At 45.3% G+C, this 18,485-nt stretch carries 34 protein-coding genes and 1 riboswitch; all 34 genes read left to right on the top strand.

Going from position 1 to position 18,485, the window contains the following annotated elements; genetic code table 11:
* Nucleotides 1-202 precede the first annotated feature (202 nt).
* The 34 genes from rplC (at nucleotide 203) to MON37_RS10345 (ending at nucleotide 18,436) form a co-directional block, all read left to right on the top strand.
* Nucleotides 203-847 (top strand): 50S ribosomal protein L3, encoded by a 645-nt coding sequence (gene rplC, locus MON37_RS10510; RefSeq protein ID WP_003675875.1) that lies wholly within the window; start codon nucleotides 203-205, stop codon nucleotides 845-847.
* A complete protein-coding gene (rplD, locus tag MON37_RS10505) occupies nucleotides 847-1,467 on the top strand; it encodes a 50S ribosomal protein L4 (protein WP_002218573.1) in 621 nt (206 codons plus the stop codon). Before rplC ends, rplD begins: the two co-directional genes overlap by 1 nt.
* Nucleotides 1,464-1,778 carry a 50S ribosomal protein L23 gene (rplW, locus tag MON37_RS10500; protein ID WP_002231529.1) on the top strand — a complete coding sequence of 105 codons (315 nt, stop codon included), beginning with the start codon at nucleotides 1,464-1,466 and terminating at the stop codon, nucleotides 1,776-1,778. The genes rplD and rplW overlap by 4 nt, the downstream gene beginning before the upstream one ends.
* Before the next feature lie 5 nt (nucleotides 1,779-1,783).
* Nucleotides 1,784-2,617, top strand: coding sequence for a 50S ribosomal protein L2 (gene rplB / locus MON37_RS10495; protein WP_003742892.1), 834 nt, complete (start codon nucleotides 1,784-1,786; stop codon nucleotides 2,615-2,617).
* 5 nt (nucleotides 2,618-2,622) lie between these two features.
* Nucleotides 2,623-2,901: a 30S ribosomal protein S19 gene (gene rpsS, locus MON37_RS10490; RefSeq protein ID WP_002215422.1), complete on the top strand. Its 279-nt coding sequence runs from the start codon at nucleotides 2,623-2,625 to the stop codon at nucleotides 2,899-2,901.
* Between the two features lie 8 nt (nucleotides 2,902-2,909).
* Nucleotides 2,910-3,239, top strand: a complete 330-nt coding sequence (rplV, locus tag MON37_RS10485) for a 50S ribosomal protein L22 (RefSeq protein WP_003675877.1) — start codon at nucleotides 2,910-2,912, stop codon at nucleotides 3,237-3,239.
* A gap of 9 nt (nucleotides 3,240-3,248) precedes the next feature.
* A complete protein-coding gene (rpsC, locus tag MON37_RS10480; protein ID WP_003675878.1) occupies nucleotides 3,249-3,944 on the top strand; it encodes a 30S ribosomal protein S3 in 696 nt (231 codons plus the stop codon).
* A complete protein-coding gene (gene rplP, locus MON37_RS10475; RefSeq protein ID WP_003675880.1) occupies nucleotides 3,928-4,344 on the top strand; it encodes a 50S ribosomal protein L16 in 417 nt (138 codons plus the stop codon). Before rpsC ends, rplP begins: the two co-directional genes overlap by 17 nt.
* Nucleotides 4,344-4,535: a 50S ribosomal protein L29 gene (gene rpmC, locus MON37_RS10470; protein ID WP_003675882.1), complete on the top strand. Its 192-nt coding sequence runs from the start codon at nucleotides 4,344-4,346 to the stop codon at nucleotides 4,533-4,535. The genes rplP and rpmC overlap by 1 nt, the downstream gene beginning before the upstream one ends.
* Nucleotides 4,535-4,798: a 30S ribosomal protein S17 gene (rpsQ, locus tag MON37_RS10465; RefSeq protein ID WP_003707145.1), complete on the top strand. Its 264-nt coding sequence runs from the start codon at nucleotides 4,535-4,537 to the stop codon at nucleotides 4,796-4,798. The genes rpmC and rpsQ overlap by 1 nt, the downstream gene beginning before the upstream one ends.
* Nucleotides 4,799-5,023: 225 nt before the next feature.
* The gene (gene rplN / locus MON37_RS10460) at nucleotides 5,024-5,392 is read left to right on the top strand and encodes a 50S ribosomal protein L14 (RefSeq protein WP_002215434.1); all 369 of its coding nucleotides are present in this window, start codon (nucleotides 5,024-5,026) and stop codon (nucleotides 5,390-5,392) included.
* 11 nt (nucleotides 5,393-5,403) lie between these two features.
* Entirely contained in the window at nucleotides 5,404-5,727 is a 324-nt protein-coding gene (gene rplX, locus MON37_RS10455) for a 50S ribosomal protein L24 (RefSeq protein WP_039408157.1), read from the top strand.
* Nucleotides 5,728-5,736: 9 nt separating this feature from the next.
* Entirely contained in the window at nucleotides 5,737-6,276 is a 540-nt protein-coding gene (gene rplE / locus MON37_RS10450; protein ID WP_003684750.1) for a 50S ribosomal protein L5, read from the top strand.
* Nucleotides 6,277-6,278: 2 nt separating this feature from the next.
* Nucleotides 6,279-6,584 carry a 30S ribosomal protein S14 gene (gene rpsN / locus MON37_RS10445; protein WP_003684736.1) on the top strand — a complete coding sequence of 102 codons (306 nt, stop codon included), beginning with the start codon at nucleotides 6,279-6,281 and terminating at the stop codon, nucleotides 6,582-6,584.
* A gap of 14 nt (nucleotides 6,585-6,598) precedes the next feature.
* Nucleotides 6,599-6,991, top strand: a complete 393-nt coding sequence (gene rpsH / locus MON37_RS10440) for a 30S ribosomal protein S8 (RefSeq protein ID WP_003742898.1) — start codon at nucleotides 6,599-6,601, stop codon at nucleotides 6,989-6,991.
* A gap of 13 nt (nucleotides 6,992-7,004) precedes the next feature.
* Nucleotides 7,005-7,538, top strand: a complete 534-nt coding sequence (gene rplF, locus MON37_RS10435) for a 50S ribosomal protein L6 (protein WP_039408163.1) — start codon at nucleotides 7,005-7,007, stop codon at nucleotides 7,536-7,538.
* Nucleotides 7,539-7,551: 13 nt separating this feature from the next.
* Nucleotides 7,552-7,905, top strand: a complete 354-nt coding sequence (gene rplR / locus MON37_RS10430) for a 50S ribosomal protein L18 (RefSeq protein ID WP_009175230.1) — start codon at nucleotides 7,552-7,554, stop codon at nucleotides 7,903-7,905.
* A 17-nt stretch (nucleotides 7,906-7,922) separates the two neighbouring features.
* Nucleotides 7,923-8,441 carry a 30S ribosomal protein S5 gene (rpsE, locus tag MON37_RS10425; protein WP_003742903.1) on the top strand — a complete coding sequence of 173 codons (519 nt, stop codon included), beginning with the start codon at nucleotides 7,923-7,925 and terminating at the stop codon, nucleotides 8,439-8,441.
* Nucleotides 8,434-8,619 carry a 50S ribosomal protein L30 gene (rpmD, locus tag MON37_RS10420; RefSeq protein WP_003759717.1) on the top strand — a complete coding sequence of 62 codons (186 nt, stop codon included), beginning with the start codon at nucleotides 8,434-8,436 and terminating at the stop codon, nucleotides 8,617-8,619. Before rpsE ends, rpmD begins: the two co-directional genes overlap by 8 nt.
* 1 nt (nucleotide 8,620) lies before the next feature.
* Nucleotides 8,621-9,055 carry a 50S ribosomal protein L15 gene (gene rplO, locus MON37_RS10415; protein ID WP_003749291.1) on the top strand — a complete coding sequence of 145 codons (435 nt, stop codon included), beginning with the start codon at nucleotides 8,621-8,623 and terminating at the stop codon, nucleotides 9,053-9,055.
* A 13-nt stretch (nucleotides 9,056-9,068) separates the two neighbouring features.
* The gene (secY, locus tag MON37_RS10410) at nucleotides 9,069-10,373 is read left to right on the top strand and encodes a preprotein translocase subunit SecY (RefSeq protein ID WP_039408167.1); all 1,305 of its coding nucleotides are present in this window, start codon (nucleotides 9,069-9,071) and stop codon (nucleotides 10,371-10,373) included.
* A 4-nt stretch (nucleotides 10,374-10,377) separates the two neighbouring features.
* Nucleotides 10,378-10,596, top strand: coding sequence for a translation initiation factor IF-1 (gene infA / locus MON37_RS10405; RefSeq protein WP_002215452.1), 219 nt, complete (start codon nucleotides 10,378-10,380; stop codon nucleotides 10,594-10,596).
* Nucleotides 10,597-10,615: 19 nt separating this feature from the next.
* The gene (gene rpmJ / locus MON37_RS10400; protein ID WP_003697674.1) at nucleotides 10,616-10,729 is read left to right on the top strand and encodes a 50S ribosomal protein L36; all 114 of its coding nucleotides are present in this window, start codon (nucleotides 10,616-10,618) and stop codon (nucleotides 10,727-10,729) included.
* Between the two features lie 65 nt (nucleotides 10,730-10,794).
* Nucleotides 10,795-11,157 (top strand): 30S ribosomal protein S13, encoded by a 363-nt coding sequence (rpsM, locus tag MON37_RS10395; RefSeq protein ID WP_003749295.1) that lies wholly within the window; start codon nucleotides 10,795-10,797, stop codon nucleotides 11,155-11,157.
* A 19-nt stretch (nucleotides 11,158-11,176) separates the two neighbouring features.
* On the top strand, nucleotides 11,177-11,572 hold the full coding sequence (gene rpsK, locus MON37_RS10390; protein WP_002216249.1) for a 30S ribosomal protein S11: 396 nt from the start codon (nucleotides 11,177-11,179) through the stop codon (nucleotides 11,570-11,572).
* A 15-nt stretch (nucleotides 11,573-11,587) separates the two neighbouring features.
* The gene (gene rpsD / locus MON37_RS10385) at nucleotides 11,588-12,208 is read left to right on the top strand and encodes a 30S ribosomal protein S4 (RefSeq protein ID WP_039408185.1); all 621 of its coding nucleotides are present in this window, start codon (nucleotides 11,588-11,590) and stop codon (nucleotides 12,206-12,208) included.
* Nucleotides 12,209-12,233: 25 nt separating this feature from the next.
* Nucleotides 12,234-13,220 carry a DNA-directed RNA polymerase subunit alpha gene (locus MON37_RS10380; protein ID WP_003775857.1) on the top strand — a complete coding sequence of 329 codons (987 nt, stop codon included), beginning with the start codon at nucleotides 12,234-12,236 and terminating at the stop codon, nucleotides 13,218-13,220.
* Between the two features lie 24 nt (nucleotides 13,221-13,244).
* Nucleotides 13,245-13,622 (top strand): 50S ribosomal protein L17, encoded by a 378-nt coding sequence (rplQ, locus tag MON37_RS10375; RefSeq protein WP_039408189.1) that lies wholly within the window; start codon nucleotides 13,245-13,247, stop codon nucleotides 13,620-13,622.
* Nucleotides 13,623-14,042: 420 nt separating this feature from the next.
* Nucleotides 14,043-14,152: riboswitch (TPP riboswitch) on the top strand.
* 107 nt (nucleotides 14,153-14,259) lie between these two features.
* The gene (locus tag MON37_RS10370; RefSeq protein WP_039408194.1) at nucleotides 14,260-15,354 is read left to right on the top strand and encodes an FAD-dependent oxidoreductase; all 1,095 of its coding nucleotides are present in this window, start codon (nucleotides 14,260-14,262) and stop codon (nucleotides 15,352-15,354) included.
* Nucleotides 15,355-15,405: 51 nt separating this feature from the next.
* Complete coding sequence (locus MON37_RS10365; protein WP_039408196.1) at nucleotides 15,406-15,864, top strand: methyltransferase family protein; 459 nt, start codon at nucleotides 15,406-15,408, stop codon at nucleotides 15,862-15,864.
* A gap of 140 nt (nucleotides 15,865-16,004) precedes the next feature.
* A complete protein-coding gene (locus MON37_RS10360) occupies nucleotides 16,005-16,652 on the top strand; it encodes a nuclease-related domain-containing protein (protein WP_003768442.1) in 648 nt (215 codons plus the stop codon).
* A gap of 16 nt (nucleotides 16,653-16,668) precedes the next feature.
* Complete coding sequence (gene thiE / locus MON37_RS10355; RefSeq protein ID WP_039408200.1) at nucleotides 16,669-17,286, top strand: thiamine phosphate synthase; 618 nt, start codon at nucleotides 16,669-16,671, stop codon at nucleotides 17,284-17,286.
* A gap of 106 nt (nucleotides 17,287-17,392) precedes the next feature.
* Nucleotides 17,393-17,587, top strand: coding sequence for a sulfur carrier protein ThiS (gene thiS / locus MON37_RS10350; RefSeq protein ID WP_039408203.1), 195 nt, complete (start codon nucleotides 17,393-17,395; stop codon nucleotides 17,585-17,587).
* Nucleotides 17,588-17,647: 60 nt separating this feature from the next.
* Nucleotides 17,648-18,436, top strand: a complete 789-nt coding sequence (locus MON37_RS10345) for a thiazole synthase (protein ID WP_039408205.1) — start codon at nucleotides 17,648-17,650, stop codon at nucleotides 18,434-18,436.
* The last annotated feature ends 49 nt before the right edge of the window (nucleotides 18,437-18,485 follow it).

Below are 18,485 nucleotides of genomic sequence, written 5' to 3'. Positions count from 1 at the left end.
CCGCTTCCCTCGGATATATAGACGGCGAAATATAGATTTATAGAGATAAAAAGCACGAGTAAGCCCCTGTGTTAAAAAAATATTGGTATTTGCTTGATTTGTCGATTATAATGGCGGACTTGGTACATTTGTGCCAAGTTTTATCATTGTCCGAAGGCAGGCCAATCGTAGCCCGCCCCTTTACTTTAAAAGGAAAATAATCATGACTTTAGGTCTGGTTGGACGCAAAGTTGGTATGACCCGCGTGTTCGACGAACAGGGTGTTTCTGTTCCGGTAACCGTTTTGGATATGTCTGCCAACCGCGTTACACAAGTAAAATCCAAAGATGCTGACGGCTATACCGCCGTTCAAGTTACCTTTGGTCAGAAAAAAGCTAACCGTGTCAACAAAGCCGAAGCCGGACACTTTGCAAAAGCAGGTGTTGAAGCCGGTCGCGGTTTGATCGAGTTTGCTTTGACTGAAGAAAAACTGGCTGAATTGAAAGCCGGTGACGAAATCACCGTTTCTATGTTTGAAGTCGGTCAACTGGTTGATGTAACCGGTACCTCTAAAGGTAAAGGTTTCTCCGGTACGATCAAACGTCATAACTTCGGTGCCCAACGCACTTCCCACGGTAACTCCCGTTCTCACCGTGTTCCAGGCTCTATCGGTATGGCGCAAGACCCAGGTCGCGTGTTCCCCGGTAAACGCATGGCCGGTCAATACGGCAACACCAAAGCAACTGTCCAAAAACTGGAAGTTGTCCGTGTTGATGCAGAACGCCAACTGCTGTTGGTTAAGGGTGCTGTTCCGGGTGCGGTCAACAGCGATGTTGTAGTTCGTCCTAGCGTGAAAGTAGGTGCGTAATGGAATTGAAAGTAATTGACGCTAAAGGACAAGTTTCAGGCAGTCTGTCTGTTTCTGATGCTTTGTTCGCTCGCGAATACAATGAAGCGTTGGTTCATCAGCTGGTAAATGCCTACTTGGCAAACGCCCGCTCTGGCAACCGTGCTCAAAAAACCCGTGCCGAAGTAAAACACTCAACCAAAAAACCATGGCGCCAAAAAGGTACCGGCCGTGCCCGTTCCGGTATGACTTCTTCTCCGCTGTGGCGTAAAGGTGGTCGTGCGTTCCCGAACAAACCCGACGAAAACTTCACTCAAAAAGTAAACCGTAAAATGTACCGTGCCGGTATGGCGACTATCCTGTCCCAATTGGCCCGTGACGAGCGTTTGTTTGCGATCGAAGCGTTGACTGCTGAAACTCCTAAAACCAAAGTTTTTGCTGAACAAGTGAAAAATCTGGGTCTGGAGCAAGTGCTGTTTGTAACCAAACAGCTCGATGAGAATGTTTACTTGGCTTCACGCAACTTGCCAAACGTGTTGGTTTTGGAAGCTCAACAAGTTGATCCTTACAGCTTGCTGCGTTACAAAAAAGTAATCATCACTAAAGATGCAGTTGCACAATTAGAGGAGCAATGGGTATGAATCAACAACGTTTGACTCAAGTGATTTTGGCACCTATCGTTTCTGAAAAAAGCAACGTATTGGCTGAAAAACGCAACCAAATGACGTTTAAAGTTTTGGCAAATGCAACCAAACCTGAAATCAAAGCGGCTGTTGAGCTGCTGTTCGGTGTTCAAGTTGCTTCTGTAACTACCGTTACCACTAAAGGTAAAACTAAGCGTTTTGGTCGTACTTTGGGCCGCCGCAGCGATGTTAAAAAAGCTTATGTAAGCTTGGCTGCCGGTCAAGAGTTGGATTTGGAAGCCGCTGCTGCAGCTGCAGATAAGGAATAAACAAAATGGCAATTGTTAAAATGAAGCCAACTTCTGCAGGCCGTCGCGGCATGGTTCGCGTGGTAACAGAAGGTTTGCACAAAGGTGCGCCTTATGCACCTTTGCTCGAAAAGAAAAATTCTACTGCCGGTCGTAACAATAATGGTCATATCACCACCCGTCACAAAGGGGGCGGTCATAAACACCATTACCGTGTTGTAGACTTTAAACGTAACAAAGACGGTATCCCTGCAAAAGTAGAGCGTATTGAATACGATCCTAACCGTACTGCCTTCATTGCACTGTTGTGCTATGCAGACGGTGAGCGTCGCTACATCATCGCTCCTCGCGGTATTCAAGCCGGTGCTGTATTGGTTTCCGGTGCTGAAGCTGCCATCAAAGTAGGTAACACCCTGCCGATCCGCAACATCCCCGTTGGTACAACTATCCACTGTATCGAAATGAAACCTGGCAAAGGTGCTCAAATTGCACGTTCTGCCGGTGCTTCTGCGGTATTGTTGGCTAAAGAAGGTGCATACGCTCAAGTCCGTCTGCGCTCTGGCGAAGTTCGTAAAATCAACGTAGATTGCCGTGCAACCATCGGTGAAGTCGGTAACGAAGAGCAAAGCCTGAAGAAAATCGGTAAAGCCGGTGCCAATCGTTGGCGCGGTATTCGTCCGACCGTTCGTGGTGTTGTCATGAACCCTGTCGATCACCCGCATGGTGGTGGTGAAGGTCGTACCGGTGAAGCTCGCGAACCGGTTAGCCCATGGGGTACTCCTGCTAAAGGCTACCGCACTCGTAATAACAAACGCACGGATAACATGATTGTTCGTCGTCGTTACTCAAATAAAGGTTAATTAGTATGGCTCGTTCATTGAAAAAAGGCCCATATGTAGACCTGCATTTGCTGAAAAAAGTAGATGCTGCTCGTGCAAGCAACGACAAGCGCCCGATTAAAACTTGGTCTCGTCGTTCTACCATTCTGCCTGATTTTATCGGTCTGACCATTGCTGTGCACAACGGCCGCACCCATGTGCCTGTGTTTATCAGCGATAACATGGTTGGTCATAAATTAGGTGAATTCTCATTGACCCGTACCTTTAAAGGCCACTTGGCTGATAAAAAGGCTAAAAAGAAATAAGGTGAATCATGAGAGTAAATGCACAACATAAAAATGCCCGTATTTCAGCTCAAAAAGCTCGTTTGGTAGCTGATTTGATTCGTGGTAAAGACGTTGCCCAAGCTTTGAATATTTTGACTTTCAGCCCTAAAAAAGGTGCTGAGTTGATTAAAAAAGTATTGGAATCAGCTATTGCTAATGCCGAGCACAATAACGGTGCCGACATTGATGAGTTGAAAGTGGTAACTATCTTTGTTGACAAAGGTCCAAGCTTGAAACGTTTCCAAGCTCGTGCCAAAGGTCGCGGTAACCGCATTGAAAAACAAACTTGTCATATCAACGTGACAGTGGGCAACTAAGGAAAAGCTATGGGACAAAAGATTAACCCTACAGGCTTTCGCCTGGCGGTAACTAAAGACTGGGCTTCAAAATGGTTTGCTAAAAGCACCGACTTTTCTGCTGTTTTGAAACAAGACATTGATGTTCGTAACTACCTGCGTAAAAAATTGGCGAATGCTTCTGTTGGTCGCGTAGTTATTGAACGTCCTGCAAAATCTGCACGTATTACCATCCACTCTGCCCGTCCGGGTGTTGTAATTGGTAAAAAAGGTGAGGATATCGAAGTTCTGAAACGTGATTTGCAAGCCCTGATGGGTGTGCCCGTTCATGTTAATATTGAAGAAATCCGTAAACCTGAATTGGATGCGCAAATTATTGCTGATGGTATTGCACAGCAATTAGAAAAACGTGTTCAATTCCGCCGTGCTATGAAGCGCGCAATGCAAAATGCTATGCGTTCAGGTGCAAAAGGCATCAAGATTATGACCTCTGGTCGTCTGAACGGTGCAGATATTGCCCGTAGCGAATGGTATCGCGAAGGTCGTGTACCGCTGCATACTTTGCGTGCAAACGTAGATTATGCAACTAGCGAAGCTCATACTACTTATGGCGTGCTGGGTTTGAAAGTTTGGGTCTATACTGAAGGCAATGTAAAGACTTCGGCTAAGCCTGAGCATGAAAAGAAACAAAGAAAGGCAGGTGGACGTAATGCTGCAGCCAACTAGACTGAAATACCGCAAGCAACAAAAAGGTCGCAATACTGGTATTGCTACTCGCGGTAACAAAGTAAGTTTCGGTGAGTTCGGTTTGAAAGCCGTTGGTCGTGGTCGTTTGACTGCCCGCCAAATCGAAGCTGCTCGTCGTACAATGACTCGCCACATTAAACGTGGTGGTCGTATTTGGATTCGTGTATTCCCTGATAAACCAATTACTGAAAAACCTATTCAAGTTCGTATGGGTGGCGGTAAAGGTAACGTGGAATATTACATTGCCGAAATCAAACCAGGCAAAGTGTTGTATGAAATGGACGGTGTTCCAGAGGCTTTGGCTCGTGAAGCATTTGAATTGGCTGCTGCCAAATTGCCTATTCCTACGACCTTTGTAGTAAGACAGGTAGGTCAATAATGAAAGCAAATGAATTGAAAGACAAATCTATTGAGCAATTAAATGCAGATTTGTTGGACTTGTTGAAAGCTCAGTTTGGCTTACGTATGCAAAACGCAACTGGTCAATTGGGTAAACCAAGCGAATTAAAACGTGTACGTCGCGATATTGCTCGTATTAAAACCATTTTAACTGAAAAAGGTGCTAAGTAATGAGCGAAAATAAAAATGTTCGTACTTTGCAAGGCAAAGTGGTAAGCGACAAAATGGACAAAACTGTTACAGTGCTGGTTGAGCGTAAAGTGAAACACCCTCTGTACGGTAAAATCATCCGTTTATCAACTAAAATCCATGCCCATGATGAAAATAATCAATATGGAATTGGTGATGTAGTAGTAATTGCGGAATCACGTCCACTGTCAAAAACCAAATCTTGGGTTGTTAAAGAACTGGTTGAAAAAGCACGTACTGTTTAAAATTTAAGACAGTTGGCTTCAATAAGAAACGAAGTGTTGCGCCAAAGTGAATTTGCGTGTAAACTTCGTTTCTTATCTTTCAGTTTCTTCTGGAAGTTTCTTCCCTTCGGGATCCAAGACTGGTTTACTAGAACCGTGATGGTTTCATTTAGTTAGCTTAATTCAAATAGGTGAGCGAGCTATATGAAAATGGTAAATTAAGTTGGTTAATTTAAAGGTACTAATATGATTCAAATGCAGACCATCTTAGATGTGGCTGATAACTCTGGTGCGCGTCGCGTGATGTGTATCAAGGTATTGGGCGGATCTAAGCGTCGCTACGCTTCTGTTGGCGATATTATTAAAGTCGCAGTTAAAGATGCGGCCCCGCGTGGTCGTGTCAAAAAAGGTGATGTGTACAATGCAGTTGTTGTTCGTACTGCTAAAGGTGTGCGTCGTCCTGATGGTGCGTTGATTAAATTCGATAACAACGCCGCCGTGTTGTTAAACAATAAACTTGAACCTCTGGGTACCCGTATTTTTGGTCCGGTAACCCGTGAGTTGCGTACTGAGCGATTTATGAAAATCGTTTCATTGGCGCCTGAAGTGTTATAAGGAATAGCGCGATGAATAAAATCATTAAAGGTGACCAAGTTGTTGTGATCACTGGTAAGGATAAAGGTAAGCAAGGTCAAGTAGTTCGCGTATTGGATGGTAAAGTTGTTGTTGAAGGTGTTAACGTTGTTAAACGTCACCAAAAACCTAATCCGATGCGTGGTATTGAGGGTGGTATTGTTTCGAAAGAAATGCCGTTGGATATTTCTAATGTTGCAATCCTGAATCCTGAAACTAATAAAGCAGACCGTGTTGGTATTAAACTGATTGAAAATGAAGGCAAAGTGAAGCGCGTTCGTTTCTTCAAATCAAATGGCTCTGTTATTGGAGCATAAGGAGATAACATGGCTCGTTTGAGAGAGTTTTATAAAGATACAGTTGTTCCTGAATTGGTTAAACAGTTTGGTTACAAGTCAGTAATGGAAGTTCCTCGTATTGAAAAAATCACTTTAAATATGGGGGTTGGAGAGGCTGTTGCTGATAAAAAAGTTATGGAGCATGCTGTATCTGATTTGGAAAAAATTGCTGGTCAAAAACCAGTAGTTACTGTTGCTCGTAAATCTATCGCTGGCTTTAAAATTCGTGATAATTATCCTGTGGGTTGCAAAGTAACACTGCGTCGTGATCAAATGTTCGAATTTTTGGATCGTTTGATTACTATTGCATTACCTCGAGTGCGTGACTTCCGTGGTGTAAGTGGCAAATCTTTTGATGGCCGTGGTAATTACAATATGGGTGTTCGCGAGCAAATCATTTTCCCGGAAATTGAATACGATAAAATTGATGCTTTGCGTGGTTTGAATATTACTATTACAACTACTGCAAAAACTGATGAAGAAGCTAAAGCTTTATTGTCACTGTTCAAGTTTCCGTTTAAAGGATAATCATGGCTAAGAAAGCACTTATTAATCGTGAGCTAAAACGTCAAGCTTTGGCGAAAAAGTTTGCAGCCAAACGTGAGGCAATTTTTGCTGTTATTAATGATGCGAATGCAACTGAAGAAGAGCGTTTTGAAGCTCGTCTGAAATTCCAATCCATTCCACGTAATGCAGCTCCTGTACGTCAACGTCGTCGTTGTGCTTTGACAGGTCGTCCTCGTGGTACTTTCCGTAAATTCGGTTTGGGTCGTATTAAAATCCGTGAAATCGCTATGCGTGGCGAGATTCCGGGTGTTGTTAAAGCTAGCTGGTAATAGGAGTATTAATAATGAGTATGCATGATCCTATTTCCGATATGTTGACTCGTATTCGTAATGCGCAACGTGCCAATAAGGTAGTAGTTGCCATGCCTTCTTCCAAATTAAAGTGTGCAATTGCAAAAGTCTTGAAAGAAGAAGGTTATATCGAGGATTTTTCGGTTTCTGCTGATGCGAAGCCGGTATTGGAAATTCAATTGAAATACTATGCAGGTCGCCCTGTGATTGAGCAAATTAAACGTGTTTCACGTCCAGGTTTGCGTATTTACAAAGCTTCTAGCGAAATTCCTAATGTTATGAATGGCTTGGGTATCGCTATTGTTAGTACTTCTAAAGGTGTGATGACTGACCGCAAGGCTCGTTCTGAGGGTGTTGGTGGTGAGTTGTTGTGCATCGTAGCCTAGTGGAGAAAAGTAAATGTCACGTGTCGCAAAAAACCCAGTGACTGTTCCTGCTGGTGTAGAAGTAAAATTTGGAACAGAAGCATTGGTTATCAAGGGTAAGAATGGCGAGTTGTCCTTTCCTTTGCATTCTGATGTAGCCATTGAACTGAACGATGGCAAATTGACTTTTGCTGCAAAAAATGACAGTAAGCAGGCAAATGCTATGTCAGGGACTGCTCGTGCATTAGTTAATAATATGGTCAAAGGTGTTTCAGAAGGTTTTGAGAAAAAACTACAATTGATTGGTGTGGGTTATCGCGCTCAAGCTCAAGGCAAAGTTTTGAATTTGTCTCTGGGTTTTTCTCATCCAATCGTATATGAAATGCCAGAAGGCGTTTCTGTTCAAACTCCTAGCCAAACAGAGATCGTTTTGACTGGTGCAGATAAACAAGTAGTTGGTCAAGTCGCTGCTGAAATTCGTGCATTCCGTTCTCCTGAACCTTATAAAGGTAAGGGTGTTCGTTATGTAGGTGAAGTAGTAGTGATGAAAGAAGCCAAGAAAAAATAATTGAGGTTCACTAATGGATAAACATACAACCCGACTCCGTCGTGCACGCAAAACCCGTGCACGTATTGCGGACTTGAAAATGGTAAGATTATGTGTGTTCCGTAGCAATAATCATATTTATGCTCAAGTAATTAGTGCTGAAGGTGATAAAGTATTGGCTCAAGCCTCTACATTGGAAGCTGAAGTGCGTGGTAGTCTGAAATCTGGTAGCAACGTCGAGGCAGCTGCAGTAGTAGGAAAGCGCATTGCTGAGAAAGCTAAAGCAGTAGGTGTAGAAAAAGTTGCTTTTGATCGTTCAGGTTTCCAATATCACGGTCGTGTGAAAGCTTTGGCTGAAGCTGCACGTGAAAATGGTTTAAGCTTCTAATAATTGGAGACTTTCAGATGGCAAAACATGAAATTGAAGAACGTGGTGACGGCCTGATTGAAAAAATGGTCGCAGTTAATCGCGTAACTAAAGTAGTTAAAGGTGGCCGTATCATGGCTTTCTCTGCGCTAACAGTTGTTGGTGATGGCGATGGTCGTATTGGTATGGGCAAAGGTAAGTCAAAAGAAGTGCCGGTAGCTGTTCAAAAAGCAATGGATCAGGCTCGTCGCTCTATGATTAAAGTACCTCTAAAAAATGGTACGATTCATCATGAGGTTATTGGACGTCATGGCGCTACCAAAGTCTTTATGCAACCTGCTAAAGAAGGTAGTGGTGTAAAGGCAGGTGGTCCTATGCGCTTAGTCTTTGATGCTATGGGTATTCATAACATTTCTGCTAAAGTGCATGGTTCTACAAATCCTTATAACATTGTACGAGCTACATTAGACGGCTTGTCTAAGTTGTATACACCTGCAGATATTGCTGCTAAACGTGGCTTAACAGTAGAAGACATTTTAGGAGCAAGCCATGACTGAGCAAAAAAAGATTAAAGTTACATTGGTGAAGAGCCTGATTGGTACAATTGAATCTCATCGTGCATGTGCTCGTGGTTTAGGTTTGCGTCATCGTGAGCATACAGTAGAGGTTTTAGATACCCCTGAAAACCGTGGTATGATTAATAAAATCAGCTACTTGTTGAAAGTGGAGTCTTAATATGTTTTTGAATACTATTCAACCTGCTGAGGGTGCTACTCACGCTAGTCGTCGTGTAGGCCGTGGTATTGGTAGTGGCCTGGGTAAGACAGGTGGTCGTGGCCATAAAGGTCAAAAAAGCCGTGCTGGCGGTTTCCACAAGGTAGGTTTTGAAGGTGGTCAAATGCCTTTGCAACGTCGCCTACCTAAGCGTGGTTTCAAATCTTTGACTGCTGCCGCTAATGCTGAAGTTCGTTTGAGTGAGTTGAATCTGATTGCTGTAAACGAAATTGATGTTTTGGTTCTTAAACAAGCTGGTCTGATTCCTGCGACTGCTTCTAATGTAAAAGTTATTGCTTCTGGTGAAATTTCAAAAGCGGTTACCTTGAAAGGTGTAAAAGCTACTAAAGGTGCTAAAGCTGCAATTGAAGCTGCTGGTGGCAAAGTAGAAGAATAAGGCTTGCACTATAGTGGCTAATCAACAATCTTTATCAGGATTATCCAAATTTGGAGATCTGAAAAAACGTCTAGTGTTTCTATTAGGAGCTTTAGTCGTTTTCCGTATTGGTGCTCATATACCGGTACCGGGCGTAGATGCTGTTGCGTTAGCTAATTTATTTCAAGGCGCTCGTGACGGCATATTCGGAATGTTAAATATGTTCTCGGGTGGTTCGTTGGAGCGCTTTACTATATTTGCAATTGGCATTATGCCTTATATTTCGTCATCGATTATTGTACAGCTTGCTTCGGAGATTATCCCTTCTTTGAAAGCTTTAAAAAAAGAAGGAGAGGCTGGCAGGAAAATAATTACGAAATATACTAGGTATGGGACGGTATTATTGGCTGTAGTTCAAAGTTTTGCTGCTGCAACATTTGTTTATCAACAAGGTGTAGTTGTAACAAGTACGCTTGAGTTTTATATTTCTACAGTTGTTTGTTTGGTTACAGGTACAATGTTTCTAATGTGGTTAGGAGAGCAGATTACCGAACGAGGTATTGGTAATGGTATTTCCTTAATTATTACAGCAGGTATTGTATCGGGTATTCCATCTGGTATTGCTAGATTATTAGAATTGGCAAAGTCTCAATCATTTACTGTTGTTCTAATAACTTTTGGAATATTATTGCTTATATATGTTGTAGTATATTTTGAAAGTGCTCAACGTAAGGTTCCTATTCATTATGCTAAGAGGCAGTTTGGTTCTAGTATGATGTCAGGGCAAAGTATTCATATGCCATTTAAGCTAAATATGGCGGGTGTCATTCCACCTATTTTTGCATCTAGTATTATTTTATTTCCATCAACGCTTCTAGGTTGGTTTGGATTGAATGATACTAATTCAATATTGCATAGAATATCGACACTGGTACAACATGGGCAACCTCTATATATTGCATTGTTTGCAACAACTATTATCTTCTTCTGCTATTTCTATACTGCTTTAGTATTTAGCCCTAAAGAAATGGCTGAGAATTTGAAGAAAAGTGGTGCATTTGTACCTGGTATTCGCCCAGGTGAGCAAACTTCTAGATATTTGGAAAAAGTTGTACTGAGACTGACATTATTTGGTGCTTTGTATATCACTACAATCTGTCTGATACCTGAATTTTTAACGACAGCATTGAATGTGCCTTTCTATTTAGGCGGAACGTCTTTGCTTATCTTGGTTGTCGTTACAATGGATTTTAGGACGCAAATCAATTCCTACGTAATGAGTAGTCAGTATGAAGATTTGATGAGTCGTCCAGATATGAAATCTTTATCACGTAAGTAGGCTTATGGCTAAAGAAGATACCATACAGATGCAGGGTGAAATCCTTGAGACTTTGCCCAATGCAACTTTTAAAGTAAAGCTTGAGAATGACCATATTGTATTAGGTCATATTTCCGGGAAAATGCGTATGCACTATATCCGGATCTCTCCTGGGGATAAGGTGACGGTAGAACTGACACCTTATGATTTAACTCGAGCTCGGATTGTCTTCCGAGCTAGATAAAACGATATAAGGAAAGATAATGCGTGTACAACCGTCTGTAAAGAAAATTTGCCGCAACTGTAAGATTATCCGTCGTAATCGAGTGGTTCGTGTAATTTGTACTGATCCTCGTCACAAACAGCGTCAAGGTTAAGGGAACTTTTCTTTTAGCAAGACTTTGTGGTATAGTGACGAACTTTGCCGTTTAAAGGAAAAAATATGGCTCGTATTGCAGGGGTAAATATCCCTAATAATGCACATATCGTAATTGGCTTGCAGGCTATTTATGGTATCGGTGCTACTCGTGCTAAATTAATTTGCGAGGCAGCAAATATTGCTCCCACTACAAAAGCAAAAGATTTGGACGAGGCTCAATTAGACGCTTTGCGTGAACAAGTTGCCAAGTATGAAGTGGAAGGCGATTTGCGCCGTGAGGTAACGATGAGCATCAAACGATTGATGGACATGGGTTGTTACCGTGGTTTCCGTCATCGTCGAGGTTTGCCTTGTCGTGGTCAACGCACTCGCACAAACGCTCGTACCCGCAAAGGTCCGCGTAAAGCGATTGCTGGTAAAAAATAATTTTTAAGGAATTTTATTAATGGCTAAAGCAAACACAGCTTCGCGTGTACGTAAAAAAGTACGTAAAACCGTAAGCGAAGGTATTGTGCATGTACATGCTTCTTTCAACAATACCATCATTACAATCACTGACCGTCAAGGCAATGCATTGTCTTGGGCTACCTCTGGCGGCGCTGGTTTTAAAGGTTCTCGTAAAAGTACACCGTTTGCAGCTCAAGTGGCTGCAGAAGCAGCTGGTAAAGTTGCCCAAGAATATGGCGTTAAAAATTTAGAAGTTCGTATAAAAGGCCCTGGTCCTGGTCGAGAGTCTTCTGTACGTGCACTCAACGCTCTTGGTTTTAAAATTACCAGTATTACCGACGTTACTCCGTTGCCTCATAACGGTTGCCGTCCGCCTAAAAAACGTCGTATTTAAAGGAGTGATTGAAACATGGCACGTTATATTGGCCCTAAATGTAAATTAGCACGCCGTGAAGGTACTGATTTATTTTTGAAGAGCGCTCGTCGTTCTTTAGATTCTAAATGTAAACTGGACTCCGCTCCTGGTCAGCATGGCGCAAAAAAACCGCGTTTGTCCGACTATGGTTTGCAATTACGTGAGAAGCAAAAGATTCGTCGTATTTATGGCGTATTGGAACGTCAATTCCGTCGCTATTTTGCAGAAGCAGATCGACGTAAAGGCTCTACTGGTGAATTGCTGCTGCAATTGTTAGAGTCTCGTTTGGATAATGTAGTATATCGCATGGGATTTGGCTCGACTCGTGCTGAGGCGCGTCAGCTGGTTTCTCATAAAGCAATTACCGTTAACGGTCAGGTTGTAAATATTCCTTCTTTCCAAGTTAAAGCTGGTGATGTTGTAGCTGTTCGTGAGAAAGCTAAAAAACAGGTTCGTATCCAGGAAGCTTTAAGTCTGGCAACTCAAATCGGTTTACCAAGCTGGGTTTCTGTTGATGCAGATAAATTGGAAGGCATATTTAAAAATATGCCAGATCGTTCAGAATTAACTGGCGATATTAATGAACAGCTGGTGGTAGAATTCTACTCTAAATAACGCTAGCTCAGTGAGGGACAGTTAAATGCAAAATAGCACAACCGAATTTTTGAAACCTCGTCAAATTGATGTCGATACTTTATCTACCACTCGTGCAAAAGTATCCATGCAGCCGTTTGAGCGCGGTTTTGGTCATACTTTAGGTAATGCTTTGCGTCGTATCTTACTGTCATCCATGAATGGTTTTGCTCCTACTGAAGTGGCCATTTCCGGTGTATTGCACGAATACTCTACTGTTGATGGCGTTCAAGAAGATGTCGTCGATATTTTGTTGAATGTCAAAGGTATTGTATTTAAGCTGCATGGGCGTGGCCAAGTTCAGTTAACTTTGAGAAAGTCAGGGGCCGGTGTAGTAGTTGCCGGCGATATCGAATTGCCACATGATGTGGAAATTTTAAATCCTGAGCATATTATTTGTCATTTGGCCGAGAATGGTCAAATTGAGATGGAAATCAAAGTTGAGCAGGGGCGTGGTTATCAATCTGTTTCCGGTCGTCGTGTTGTGCGCGATGAAAACCGCCAGATTGGTGCAATTCAGTTGGATGCGAGCTTTTCGCCCATCAGTCGTGTTAGCTTTGAAGTTGAACCTGCACGCGTAGAGCAGCGTACGGATTTAGATAAATTGGTTTTGGATATTGAAACTGATGGTTCTATTGATCCTGAAGAAGCTGTACGTAGTGCCGCTCGTATTTTAATTGATCAAATGTCTATCTTTGCTGATTTGCAAGGTACTCCAGTAGAAGAAGTTGAAGAAAAAGCTCCTCCTATTGATCCTATCCTGCTGCGTCCGGTAGATGATTTGGAATTAACTGTACGTTCAGCTAATTGTCTGAAAGCTGAAGATATTTATTATATCGGCGATTTGATTCAACGTACTGAAACAGAGCTTCTTAAAACTCCGAATTTGGGTCGTAAATCTTTGAATGAAATCAAAGAAGTGTTGGCATCTAAAGGCTTGACACTAGGTTCTAAATTGGAAGCTTGGCCGCCTGTAGGCTTAGAAAAGCCGTAAGTTTGAAGATTAAAGGATAATGACATGCGTCATCGTAATGGTAACCGCAAATTAAACCGTACAAGCAGCCATCGTGCTGCAATGCTGCGTAATATGGCGAACTCATTGTTGGCTCACGAGACTATTGTGACAACTTTGCCTAAAGCTAAAGAATTGCGCCGCGTAGTAGAACCCTTGATTACATTGGGTAAAAAACCTTCCTTGGCAAACCGTCGTTTGGCATTTGACCGCACTCGTGATCGTGATGTTGTGGTTAAATTGTTTGATGAATTGGGTCCTCGCTTTGCTACCCGAAATGGTGGCTATGTTCGTGTGCTGAAGTATGGTTTCCGAAAAGGCGATAATGCCCCATTAGCACTCGTTGAATTAGTTGATAAAGCTGCTAATACAGTTAGCGAATAATTGCTTTAAAATTAAGTGTCATCCGCATTGCGGATGACATTTTTTTATTGGTAAATCAATATTTTGAATTGCACACTATAAACTATAGTGGATTAACTTTAAACCAGTACGGCGTTGCCTCGCCTTGCCGTACTATCTGTACTGTCTGCGGCTTCGTCGCCTTGTCCTGATTTAAATTTAATCCACCATATATTTTAGATTAGGCAGTTAGGTAATTATCTATTTGTCGTTATTTGTTTGTATTTAATGTTTCCATTTTGTGTTTTGGAACAAATTCCTTTACTTTAATAGTGCGTTTCATTTGGATTAAGTGCCAAGATTGATTTGGAAAAATTATCCCTTTTAAAGTATTTTGTCTCATGAAAATTTGTATTTTCAGACAATCTTTTGCCAAAATAAATAAATCTGTATAAACTTCATATTTTCTTGTCGGAGTGCTGCTTGTTCCTGCAAACAGCTGAGACCGCGCCAGCGGAATCCGTAGAACCTGTCGGGGTAATGCCTGCGTAGGAAACAAGCTGTCAAACGCCTGAAAAGGCTTCCGTTCCCTTTCCCGCATTTTCCCGCCATTCGGTGGATTCCGCTTCCGTCTTATCTTTCGACTTCCCAATTGCACAATACTACAAAGGAATCCACCATGCCCCGTATCGCCATTCTCGGCGGCGGCCTCTGCGGCCGTCTGACTGCTTTACAACTTGCAGAACAAGGTTTATCCATTGCCCTCTTTGACAAGGGCGGGCGCAAAGGCGAACACGCCGCCGCTTATGTTGCCGCCGCCATGCTCGCGCCTGCTGCGGAGGCGGTCGAGGCTACGCCCGAAGTCATCAAACTGGGCAGGCAGAGCATTCCGCTGTGGCGCAACATACGAGGTCGTCTGAAAACGCCGACCATGATGCAGGAAAACGGCAGCCTGATTGTGTGGCACGGGCAGGACAAGCCATTATCCAGCGAGTTCGTCCGCCATCTCAAACGCGGCGGCGTAGCGGATGACGAAATCGTCCGTTGGCGCGCCGACGACATCGCCAAACGCGAACCGCAACTCGGCGGACGTTTTTCAGACGGCATCTACCTGCCGACCGAAGGCCAGCTCGACGGACAGCAAATCTTGTCTGCACTTGCCGACGCTTTGGACGGGCTGAACGTCCCTTGCCATTGGGAACACGAATGTGCCCCCGAAGACCTGCAAGCCCAATACGACTGGCTGATCGACTGCCGCGGCTACGGCGCAAAAACTGCCTGGAACCAAGCCCCCGAACACACCAGCACCTTGCGCGGCATACGCGGCGAAGTGGCGCGGGTTTATACACCCGAAATCACGCTCAACCGCCCCGTGCGCCTGCTCCATCCGCGTTACCCGCTCTACATCGCCCCGAAAGAAAACCACGTCTTCATTATCGGCGCGACCCAAATCGAAAGCGAAAGCCAAGCTCCCGCCAGCGTACGTTCCGGACTGGAACTCTTGTCCGCGCTCTATGCTGTCCACCCCGCCTTCGGCGAAGCCGACATCCTCGAAATCGCCACCGGCCTGCGCCCCACGCTCAACCACCACAACCCCGAAATCCGTTACAGCCGCGCCCGACGCCTGATTGAAATCAACGGCCTTTTCCGTCACGGCTTCATGATTTCCCCCGCCGTAACCGCCGCCGCCGTCAGATTGGCAGTGGCACTGTTTGACGGAAAAGACGTGCCCGAACGTGATGAAGAAAGCGGTTTGGCGTATATTGAAAAATAAGTTTGAGGTCGTCTGAAAACGTCGCGCTATCAGTTTTATAAAGGTAACAATATGAATTTAGAAACCAAAATTCCGCCGCCGGCGATATGTTTTATTTGTGCGTTGTTGATGTACATTTCTGCCCAAGTTTCTGCGCTGGCTGACATAATGCCGCGCTTTCCTATATTGCTGTCGGTTGTTTTGATGGCGTTTGGGACTTTGTTAGGCATATTAGGTGTGTGGGCGTTTCGCCGTGTGCGCACGACCGTCAGCCCGTTCAACCCCGAACAAACCGAACACTTCGTTTCAGACGGCGTGTACCGTTTCAGCCGCAACCCGATGTATGCAGGCATGGGCTGCTGGCTGGTTGCATGGGCGGGCTATTTGGCGCACCCGCTGCCGTGGTTGTTTTTGGCTGCATTTGTTGCCTATATGACACGCTTTCAAATCATGCCCGAAGAACGCGTTTTGGCGCAGAAATTCGGCGCAGAATACGAGTCTTACTGTCGGCGCGTTCGCCGTTGGTTATAAGAAGGGGGAGCTTCCAATCAAGTATCACCCGTCTTCTACTCTACGGCATGAATGTGAATACTTGATGTTTTCAGACGACCTCATCAGATGGCTATACCAGGCTCACTTTCATTAAACAATAAAACAAAAAGGAAAACGTCATGATTGAACAAGCAATAGGAAACCTGTCAGGTATCTTTTGGATTTTCCTGCTCGTCATTCCCCTGCTTCTTTTGAAAGCGCTGCTCCAAAACCCCAAAGTGAAAGGACGCATAGGTGAACGGGCAGTCCGTTCAGTAATCGGAAAAGATTTGGATGAAGAAACCTATATCGAATTTCATGATTTGATTATTCCATCCCGTAGCGGCACGACGCAAATCGACCATATTTATGTTTCGGTTTTCGGGATATTTGTCATAGAAACCAAGAATTACACAGGTTGGATTTTCGGCAGCGAGAAGCAATCGAAATGGACACAAGTCGTCTATAAGCAGAAACACTACTTTCAAAATCCGTTGCGCCAGAATTACGCACACATCAAGGCATTATCCGAACTGCTGCAACTGCCGGAAGAAAAATTTCATTCGATGGTGGTTTTCCTCGGCGATTGTGAACTGAAAACGCAAATGCCGCCGAATGTCTGCCGTATCAGACAGGCAGCATCCTATATCAGACGTTTTCAGACGACCTTATTGCTGCCTCAGGAAATAGAAGCGGCAACTGCCGTGCTGTCTTCAAATGAATACCAAGCCGACGGCGAAAAACTGCGGGCGCATACCGAACGCCTGCAGGAACGCCATCAGCGATAACTTAAAAGGACACCCCATGACCTTCCCGCCCCTAAAATCCCCGCTTAAATTCTACGCCGTCGTTCCCACCACCGATTGGGTGGAGCGCATGGTCAAAGCAGGTGCCGACACGGTGCAACTGCGCTGCAAAACCTTGTACGGCGATGAATTGAAACGCGAAATCGACCGCTGCGTCGCCGCCTGTCAGGGCAGCCGCACACAGCTTTTCATCAATGACCATTGGCGCGAGGCGATAGAAGCGGGCGCATACGGCGTGCATCTCGGACAGGAAGACATGGACACCGCTGACCTTGCCACCATCGCCGCCGCCGGTTTGCGTTTGGGTTTGAGTACGCACTCCGTCGCCGAACTCGACCGCGCCCTGTCCGTACATCCCAGCTACGTCGCCAGCGGCGCGATTTTCCCGACCACAACCAAGCAAATGCCCACCGCCCCGCAAGGCTTGGACAAACTGCGCGAATATGTGAAACAGGCAGGCGGCACGCCCGTCGTCGCCATCGGTGGCATTGATTTGAACAACGCCCGAGCCGTACTTGCCACCGGCGTTTCCTCACTCGCCGTCGTCCGCGCCGTTACCGAAGCGGAAAATCCCGAAGCGGTGGTTAAAGCGTTTCAGGCTTTGTGGAATGAATAAGGTCGTCTGAAAACCAAATTTCAGACGACCTGAGAAAGCGAAAAAGATTCGATTTACCGTGTAGGCAAAACTTAGCCCGCTATAAATACAGAAACATCGAGAAAACATGAACATCATCTTAAACGGCGAACCCGTCGAACTTCACGGCACAACCGTTGCCGACCTCATCGCCCAAACCGCGCCGCAAAAGCCTTTTGCCGTCGCGGTAAATACCGGATTCGTCGCCAAAGGTGCGTATACGGAAACGGTTTTGAACGAAAACGACAAAGTCGATATTGTGCGCCCCGTAGTTGGCGGATAAGCTGTTTTACCTTTTCAGACGACCCCTGTCCCCAAAAACAACCTTACAAAGGAACCCATCATGCTCACCCTATACGGAGAAACTTTCCCTTCACGGCTGCTGCTCGGCACGGCCGCCTACCCGACTCCTGAAATCCTCAAACAATCCGTCCAAACCGCCCGCCCCGCGATGATTACCGTCTCGCTGCGTCGTGCGGGAAGCGGAGGCGAGGCGCACGGTCAGGGGTTTTGGTCGCTGTTGGAAGAAAGCGGCGTCCCCGTGCTGCCGAACACCGCAGGCTGCCAAAGCGTGCAGGAAGCGGTAACGACGGCGCAGATGGCGCGGGAAGTGTTTGAGACCGATTGGATCAAACTCGAGCTCATCGGCGACGACGACACCTTGCAGCCCGACGTGTTCCAACTCGTCGAAGCGGCGGAAATCCTGATTAAAGACGGTTTCAAAGTGCTGCCTTATTGCACCGAAGACCTGATTGCCTGCCGCCGCCTGCTCGACGCGGGCTGTCAGGCGCTGATGCCGTGGGCGGCACCGATCGGCACGGGTTTGGGCGCGGTTCACGCCTATGCGCTGAAGGTCCTGCGCGAACGCCTGCCCGACACGCCGCTGATTATCGATGCGGGCTTGGGTTTGCCCTCGCAGGCTGCGCAAGTGATGGAATGGGGGTTTGACGGCGTATTGCTGAACACCGCCGTTTCCCGCAGCGGCGACCCCGTCAACATGGCGCGCGCCTTCGCACTCGCCGTCGAATCCGGACGGCTGGCATTTGAAGCCGAACCGGTCGAAGCGCGCACCAAAGCGCAAGCCAGTACGCCGACCGTAGGGCAGCCGTTTTGGCATTCGGCGGAATATTGACGAATAGCGTGTTGCGGGTATATGAAAAGGTCGGCTGAAATTTCAGACG

Source organism: Morococcus cerebrosus, assembly GCF_022749515.1.
In the GTDB taxonomy this organism is placed as follows: domain Bacteria; phylum Pseudomonadota; class Gammaproteobacteria; order Burkholderiales; family Neisseriaceae; genus Neisseria; species Neisseria cerebrosa.
Note: the sequence above shows the minus strand (reverse complement) of the source record. Positions and strands in the feature narration are given on the sequence as shown.